Here is a 6,702-nt window from a genome sequence, read left to right as displayed (position 1 = left end):
CCCGCGTCCCACCCCCACCGAAGCGGCTGGACACATCCAGGAAGCGCGAGCGCTGGAGCACCCCGTCCCTCACCCGGTAGCCCACCGCCTGGTGCTCATCGCGCGTCGCGGTGACATCCAGGTCCGCGTGCGCCATGCCCGCGGGCTGGAAGACATGCTCGCGCAGGTAGTCGCGATACGACTGCCCGGACGCGGACTCCACCGCCGCGCCCAGCAGGTTGTAGCCCCACGTGCTGTACAGGTAGCGGGAGCGCGGCTCGAACGCGAGCGGCTTGTGCGAGAACACCGCCAGCGCCTCCTCGGTGCTCACCGCCTTCACGTTCTGGGTCGACGCCACGCCGTCATACGTGGGCACGCCGCTCAGGTGTCCCAGCAAATCCTTCACCGTGACGGTCCACTGCTTCTCCGGGTACGTCGGCACCACCGCGTGGATGTCCGCGTCCAGCGACAGCTTGCCCTGCTCCACCAACTGCAACACCGCCACCGCGGTGAAGGACTTGGTGACGGACGCCATGCGGTACGTGGTGCGCGGCGTCGCGGGCAGCCGCTTCGCCACGTCGCGGTAGCCATAGCCACACACCCACCGCTGCTCCCCGCGGGACACCGCGACGGACAAGCCCGCCACGGGCCCCTGGGACAGCTCCGAGCGGACGATGGCGTCCAGCGCCTTCGTCACCTCCTCGGGCAGCGCGCGCGGCGAGGCGCCGGCCTCGTCCGCCTCCACGCTCTCACAGACGGACGGCAGCTTCGGCGCCGCGACCACGGGCGTCGAGCCCCAGAGGACGACGGCCAGCCACCCCGCGCTTCGCATCGTCATGGCACGGCCTCCACCCGCTCGGCCGCCGGAGCCACCTGGGCCACGGGGCCCTGGGCCGGCGGCGTCTCCACCCACGCGCGCAAGAGCGCGTCCGTCACCAGATGCCCCAGCACATCCAGCCCGCGTCCACGCGGGTGCACCAGGTCATCATGCATGAAGCCGGACTTGTGGAAGCGCGTCAGCGCGCCCTTGCCACCCATCGCCTCGTACAGGTTGAAGAACGCGCAGCCCTCCGCGAGCGACACCTCGCGCTCCGCCTCCACCACCGCCTCCAGGAACGGGCGCTGGGTGAAGGCCTTGCCCGAGTCCTTCGCGTCGCGCACCGCGTCCATCGGCCCCACCACCAGGCACGCGCTCGTGGGCGCCGCCACGCGGGCCCGCCGCAAGAGCGCCCCCAGGTCCTCGCGCAGCGTCGCCAGGTCCGTGCGCTTCCACTCCAGGCGCTTGGACTCGTTGCCGCCCAGGAAGAACACCAGCAGCTTCGGGTCCCGCTCGGAGAGCTGCGAGCGCAGCGCTCCGTCCTCCAGCCGCGCGTACAGGCTCGCGTCCGCGGACGGTACGCCCAACATGTCCAGGACGATGCCAGGGCGCTCGTGCTGGAGCACCACCCCCTGCACCACCGCGCCCTTGCCCTCCGCCACCACGTCCACCGTCGTCGCGCCGGCCGGCAGCTCGAAGCGCGTGGAGCGCGACGCGCCCGTGCCCTCCGGCGTCGTCCGCGCCAGCACCGTGTCGCCGCTCACCACGCTGAGCGCGCCCCCCCGCGGGACGTCCAGCCACCACAGCGTGCCCCGCGCCTCGCCCTCCAGCTTGAAGCGGCCGCGCGCCTTCGCCTGGGTGGCCACGTGGTACACGCCGGTGATTCCGAACGGCAGCGGCGGCGCGCGCAGCTCGCCCAGCGTGCGCGGCGTCCAACCGCTCGCGCTGTGGCTCGCCCGGCCACGCCCGCCGTAGGGCGCCATCCGGTCCACCAGCAGCACGCCCCTGCCCGCCGCGCCGAAGCTCGCGCCCAGGTCATCCCGCAGGATGTCCACGATGCGATCGCCCGCGATGAGGGAGTTTCCGAACGCCTCGATGACGGTGGGCCGCCTCGCCGTGCCCGACGACAGCGCGTCCAGCGACTCGAAGAAGGGCGCCAGCGCGGTGCGCACGCACCCTTGCGCCACCGACGCCACGCACGGGTCCTCCACCTTCGCGCCCGGAGCACCCAGCTTCACCGCCAGCGCCTGCGTCGAGCGGGTCCGCTCGGACGGCTCCGGAAAGACCCTGCGGGGCGCCACGGCGGATGTCACCGGCACCGGGGTCCTCGGTGACGCCACGGCCGGCGTCGCCACCGCCGCGGGGACTGGCGCGGAGGGGGGACGTGCCTCGGAACCGATTTCACAAGCGGTCAGCAGCCCGCCACAGGCCAGGACGCGGAGCACGCGCCCGACGCCCACCCACCCGACTTCCGAATGCGTCATGCGGCATCCAGCGTAGACGAAAGCTTCCGCTCGCGCATTTTCCCGGCCCGCCAGGCCCCCTGCTCTCCGAGGGAGCCCGGAGCTTCCGGGGGCTCGCACCTTGCCCACTGGTCTCGCGCGCGCCTGCGACCCACAGGGCCTGCGAGTTGGCGGACAGGCCGATGCCAGGGTCCACACGCCAACAGACTCACTTCACTTGGGGCGCCGCGTCCCCAAATTACCCGTCACTCATATGGAGAAAGCGAAAAACAAGGTAGCGAACTGGACGAGGTTCCATCGCAAGTTCGGCAGCCATGTGCGCCAGCTCCGTAATGGCCGCGAGCTCACCCAGGAGGTGCTGGCCGAGCGGTGCGACCTCTCCGTGGATGCCATCCGTCGGATCGAGCGCGGGTCCTTCTCTCCCTCGCTCGACACGCTGGGCAAGCTGTCGGTGGGCCTGGACGTGTCGCTCAAGACGCTCTTCCAGGGCTTCGAGCACGAGCGCACCGGCGACGTGGCGGAAATCTGCGACTTCCTCTCGTGTCGCTCCGACCCGGAGGTGAAGCTCGCCCGGAGGGTGCTCCAGGCGATGTTCGAGGACTCGTAGTCTTCTTCGGACATCTGCCGGTGGAAACCGGCAGATGTTCCCTGTTCCCCACGGCCACGCTGACCTACGCACGCTCGCATATGTCGGGAGTCCCCGAAGGCATCCTCCTCGTCGTGGAGGACGATGCGGACCTGCGCGCCGCCGTCGTCGAAATCATCGCGAGCTCGGGACAGCTCGTGTCCATGGCGAAGGACGGCCTGGAGGCGCTCACCTGGTTGGAGGTCCACGGCCGTCCCAGGCTGGTGCTGCTCGACATGGGAATGCCGCGCATGACGGGCCAGGACTTCCTCGTGCGCGTGGCGCGGCACTGGCCGGGCCTCGCCGTCGTGGCGATGACGACGCGGCCCATCCATCACCCCGGCGTGCTCGACACGCTGCTCAAGCCCTTCGACCTGGAGACGCTCCTGGAGCGGCTCCCCGTCTGGCTGCGGCTGGCGCGCGACCTGCCCCGGCCCTGAGACGCGATTTCATTGCGCACAATGCAGTCCGGGGGCATGGTGGGGAGAGGAGCCGTCATGTCCCCGTCGAACAAGAAGCGCGGCGACGCGCTGCACCTGGACGAGCAGCTGTGCTTCACCCTGTACTCGACGGTGCACCTGCTCAACCGCACGTACCGGCCGCTCCTGGAGAAGCTGGGCCTCACGTATCCCCAGTACCTGGCGATGATGGTGCTGTGGGAGGAGGACGGCGTCACGGTGAAGGCGCTGGGGGAGCGGCTGCTGCTCGACTCGGGCACGCTGACGCCGCTGCTCAAGCGGCTGGAGTCGGCGGGGTTGCTCAAGCGCGAGCGGGACGTGCTCGACGAGCGCCAGGTGCGCATCCGCCTGACGGCGTCGGGTCGCGCGCTGCGCGCCAGGGCGGAGAGCGTGCCGCCGTCCATCCTGGAGGCCTCGGGTTGCTCGCTGGAGGAGCTCCGGGACTTGAAGGCCCGCGTGCTCGCCATCCGGGAGCAGTTGGGCGCGCGGCTGGGCGAGGAGTCCTCCGCCGCGGCGCCCCGGGGTCAGCGCAAGAAGTCCGGCTAGCGCGCCGGCGCGGTGCGCGTCGGCCTGCCGCTGATTCCCACCAGCTGGCTCACCAGCTCCAGCGCCTGGGTGTAGCGCGTCATCGAGGCCTGGAGCGCGAGCAGCTCCGCGTTGGACAGCCGCTCGCCCGAGGGCGCCGACTGGATGACGCCGACGAGCGCGCGCTGTCCCTGCTCCAGCTCCTGCATGAAGCGGGAGATGCCGTCGAGCCGCTCCGTGCGCTCCCCCGCGGGCACGGCGCGCGGCGCGCCCGCGTCACCGGGGTCCACCACCTTCACGTTCGCGACAGCGACACTCACGGAAGACCGATTCACCGAAGAAGGACGAGGGAGTGCTGCGGTCAGCGGACGCGACATGAAGCGGACTCCTGCGGGGACGGAGTGAGGGGGAGGCGCGAGTATCCGCCCGTGGACTGACAGTCGCCAGCCGGGTGGGCACGGCGGCCTCCTCTCCAGGCACTCGATGACGTCATACGCGGTGAATCCGCGTTCCCCACTCCTGGAGGCGGCTCACGACGTAGGCCGCGTCGAGCACGCCCTCGGGCGAGTACAAGCCGGGCTTCACGGGCGCCCCACCTGTGAGGCCCAGCAGCCGCTCCACGGCGAGCGCGGCGCCCTTTCCGCTGAGACCGGAATGGACGTCCGAGTCGACCAGCGCGTGACGTACGAGTGACGGCGTTCCGTCCGCCTTCACGCCCTCCAGCTCGATGATGACCTCGTGGCCCGGCCCCTGCCCCGGCGCGCGGCGCGAAGCGGGGCGCAGCGCGAAGTCCAGGCGGATGTCGCTCGCGTCCGTGACGGCGGCGAGCGAGGCCACGTCGAGCAGCGGATACGCGCGGCCCTGCCACTGCGTGCCGTCGACCCCCAGAAAGGTGCGCGTGATGTCGGCCTCGCTGGTGGCCCAGAGGAACCGGCCCTCCTTGCGGATGAGCGGACTGGGCACGCCCTTCGCCACGCGGTCCATGTCGCCGAGCGCAGCGGGGCCGCCCACGTCCTCCTCGTCGAACACGGCGGAGATGCGGATGGCGTGGACCTTCGCCAGCTCGCGCGCGAAGTGGAGCGTGGCCAGGGCGACGGTGCCGCCGAGGAAGTGCCCGAGGAACAGCGTGGGCGCGGCGGTGGGCCGCTGGACGTGGAGCGCGACCTCCGGGCCGATGTCGAAGACGAAGTCGGAGAAGGACACGTAGGGCACGCCCTGGTCCTGCGCGTAGCGCATGGTCCGGAGCGAGTCGTCCTTGAGCAGCACGACGATGGCGCTGAACGTGGAGCCCGGAGGCAGGCCCAGGTCATCGCGCTCCAGGTCGATGCGCACGGCGTCGGCGTTGCCCACTTCACGCGCGAGCGCGGACGCCTTCGTCACGTCGCGCGCACCGATGCGAAGGGGGAGGTGGGGCTGGAGGTCGCGCAGGGCCTTCACGGCGCGACGGCCGACGACGCCGGAGCCTCCGATGAAGAGGACGGGGTTGAGCTTCGATGCGTTGTTCATGACGGGATTCCTTTCGAGCAAGGTGGGAGGAAAAGGCCGCGCGTTCTGGCGCGAGCCTCGAACAGCGATGAAGGGCGGCGGCGCGCACGACGCGTGGCGCGGTGGTGGCATCCGCGGCCACCTGCCTCACGTTGTGGGGCCAGCGCGAATCAGAGGCGGCGCGTGCGGACACCGGCCTCCTCGAGTTGGCGCGAGGCAGAGGCGACACGTGCAAACGCCGGCCGCCTCGAGCCAGCGAGAATCAGGAGAGGCGGCGCGTACGGACACCGGCCTCCTCGAGCCGTCGCATCAGATAGGCGGGCTCGATGAGGACGTTCGGCAGGTAGAGCCCCGGCGCGACGGGGGCGCCGCCCGCGAGCCCCAGCAGTCGCTCCACGCTCACGGCCACGCCCACCGCGGTGATGGGCGCCTGCCCCTGCGCGTGGCTCATCTCGTAACGCACGCGCGCCTGCGTGCCGTCGTGCAGCGTGCCCTCGAGTTCGAAGAGCGTCTCGACGGAGAAGGCCCCACCCTTGCGACGCCCGGCGGACAGGCCCACCACCGCGTCGAGCCGGATGGCGCGCGCCTTCGTCTCGGCCGCCAGGCTCACCGGGTCCGTCAGCGAGTAAGCCTGCCCCACGTGCTCGTTCCCATCGCCATCGCGGAAGCGACGCTCACCCGCCGCGCCGCCCACCCAGCGCCACTTGCCGTCCTCGAGGATGAGCGCGTTGGGCGCGGCGCTCGCGGCGCGCTCCAGGTCCGCGGACGCGGCGGGCCCGCCCACGTCCTGCTCGTCCAGCACGACCCCCATCGCGATGGAGTCCAGCGTCTTGAACTCCCGCGCGAAGTGGAGCGCGGGCAGCGTCGCCGCGCCCACCAGCCAACTGGTGCCCAGCAGCACCGCCGAGCGCTGGGGCGCGTTCATGTAGTACGCCACCTCGGGCGCCACCTCGAACAAGCCCGTGGAGATGCCCAGGTGCGGGATGCCCCGGGCTTGAGCGAAGCGCAGCGCGTTGAGCGTGTGGTCCTTCACGAACAGGACCACGGCGCTGTACCCGCGCCCCTCGGGCAGTCCCAGGTCCACGCGCGACAAATCCACGCGCACCGCGTCCGCGTGCCCCAGCTTCTGGGCCACCGCCTCCGCGCGGGCCACATCCCTCCCGCCAATCGTGATGGGCAGCTCGGGATGGAAACGACGAAGCGTCTGGGCGGCCAGCGAGCCGACGACGCCCGAGCCTCCGATGATGAGGACGGACTTCTGCGTAGGTGAAGACATGACGGGTGCGCTCCCCTGCCAGCGTGGGCAGTGGTCGAGAGGGCCGGAGGACCGGCGCGGACGGGAATTCCGAC

General features: G+C 71.4%; 8 protein-coding genes. 3 read left to right on the top strand and 5 right to left on the bottom strand.

Annotated features, from left to right (window positions below; translation table 11 throughout):
- Together FL311_RS21320 and FL311_RS21315 are read right to left on the bottom strand one after the other, a co-directional pair.
- A partial coding sequence (locus tag FL311_RS21320; RefSeq protein WP_141327497.1) for a serine hydrolase occupies nucleotides 1-817 on the bottom strand: 817 nt, incomplete at its 3' end.
- Nucleotides 814-2,280, bottom strand: a complete 1,467-nt coding sequence (locus tag FL311_RS21315) for a GDSL-type esterase/lipase family protein (RefSeq protein WP_141327496.1) — start codon at nucleotides 2,278-2,280, stop codon at nucleotides 814-816. The genes FL311_RS21315 and FL311_RS21320, both read right to left, overlap by 4 nt.
- A gap of 232 nt (nucleotides 2,281-2,512) precedes the next feature.
- Here FL311_RS21315 and FL311_RS21310 point away from each other — a divergent pair, with 232 nt between their 5' ends.
- The 3 genes from FL311_RS21310 to FL311_RS21300 are packed head-to-tail and all read left to right on the top strand — an operon-like array spanning nucleotide 2,513 to nucleotide 3,888.
- Nucleotides 2,513-2,866 carry a helix-turn-helix domain-containing protein gene (locus tag FL311_RS21310; RefSeq protein ID WP_141327495.1) on the top strand — a complete coding sequence of 118 codons (354 nt, stop codon included), beginning with the start codon at nucleotides 2,513-2,515 and terminating at the stop codon, nucleotides 2,864-2,866.
- A gap of 20 nt (nucleotides 2,867-2,886) precedes the next feature.
- Nucleotides 2,887-3,324, top strand: coding sequence for a response regulator (locus tag FL311_RS21305; protein ID WP_194869296.1), 438 nt, complete (start codon nucleotides 2,887-2,889; stop codon nucleotides 3,322-3,324).
- Nucleotides 3,325-3,381: 57 nt separating this feature from the next.
- The gene (locus FL311_RS21300) at nucleotides 3,382-3,888 is read left to right on the top strand and encodes a MarR family winged helix-turn-helix transcriptional regulator (RefSeq protein WP_141327493.1); all 507 of its coding nucleotides are present in this window, start codon (nucleotides 3,382-3,384) and stop codon (nucleotides 3,886-3,888) included.
- Here FL311_RS21300 and FL311_RS21295 read toward each other — a convergent pair.
- The 3 genes from FL311_RS21295 to FL311_RS21285 all read right to left on the bottom strand — a co-directional run bounded on the left by FL311_RS21295 (nucleotide 3,885) and on the right by FL311_RS21285 (nucleotide 6,628).
- Complete coding sequence (locus FL311_RS21295; protein WP_141327492.1) at nucleotides 3,885-4,187, bottom strand: hypothetical protein; 303 nt, start codon at nucleotides 4,185-4,187, stop codon at nucleotides 3,885-3,887. The two genes, FL311_RS21300 and FL311_RS21295, sit on opposite strands and share 4 nt — an antisense overlap.
- Before the next feature lie 169 nt (nucleotides 4,188-4,356).
- A complete protein-coding gene (locus tag FL311_RS21290; protein ID WP_141327491.1) occupies nucleotides 4,357-5,373 on the bottom strand; it encodes an NAD(P)-dependent oxidoreductase in 1,017 nt (338 codons plus the stop codon).
- Between the two features lie 241 nt (nucleotides 5,374-5,614).
- Nucleotides 5,615-6,628: an NAD(P)-dependent oxidoreductase gene (locus tag FL311_RS21285; protein WP_141327490.1), complete on the bottom strand. Its 1,014-nt coding sequence runs from the start codon at nucleotides 6,626-6,628 to the stop codon at nucleotides 5,615-5,617.
- Between the last annotated feature and the right edge of the window lie 74 nt (nucleotides 6,629-6,702).

Origin of the sequence: Myxococcus sp. AB025B, from assembly GCF_006518215.1 — a bacterium.
Lineage (GTDB): Bacteria > Myxococcota > Myxococcia > Myxococcales > Myxococcaceae > Myxococcus > Myxococcus fulvus.
Note: the sequence above shows the minus strand (reverse complement) of the source record. Positions and strands in the feature narration are given on the sequence as shown.

Coding starts and splice junctions, on each gene's coding strand:
- FL311_RS21315 (WP_141327496.1), bottom strand. CDS start 2,280: ATGACGCATTCGGAAGTCGGGTGGGTGGGCGTCGGGCGCGTGCTCCGC.
- FL311_RS21310 (WP_141327495.1), top strand. CDS start 2,513: ATGGAGAAAGCGAAAAACAAGGTAGCGAACTGGACGAGGTTCCATCGC.
- FL311_RS21300 (WP_141327493.1), top strand. CDS start 3,382: ATGTCCCCGTCGAACAAGAAGCGCGGCGACGCGCTGCACCTGGACGAG.
- FL311_RS21290 (WP_141327491.1), bottom strand. CDS start 5,373: ATGAACAACGCATCGAAGCTCAACCCCGTCCTCTTCATCGGAGGCTCC.
- FL311_RS21285 (WP_141327490.1), bottom strand. CDS start 6,628: ATGTCTTCACCTACGCAGAAGTCCGTCCTCATCATCGGAGGCTCGGGC.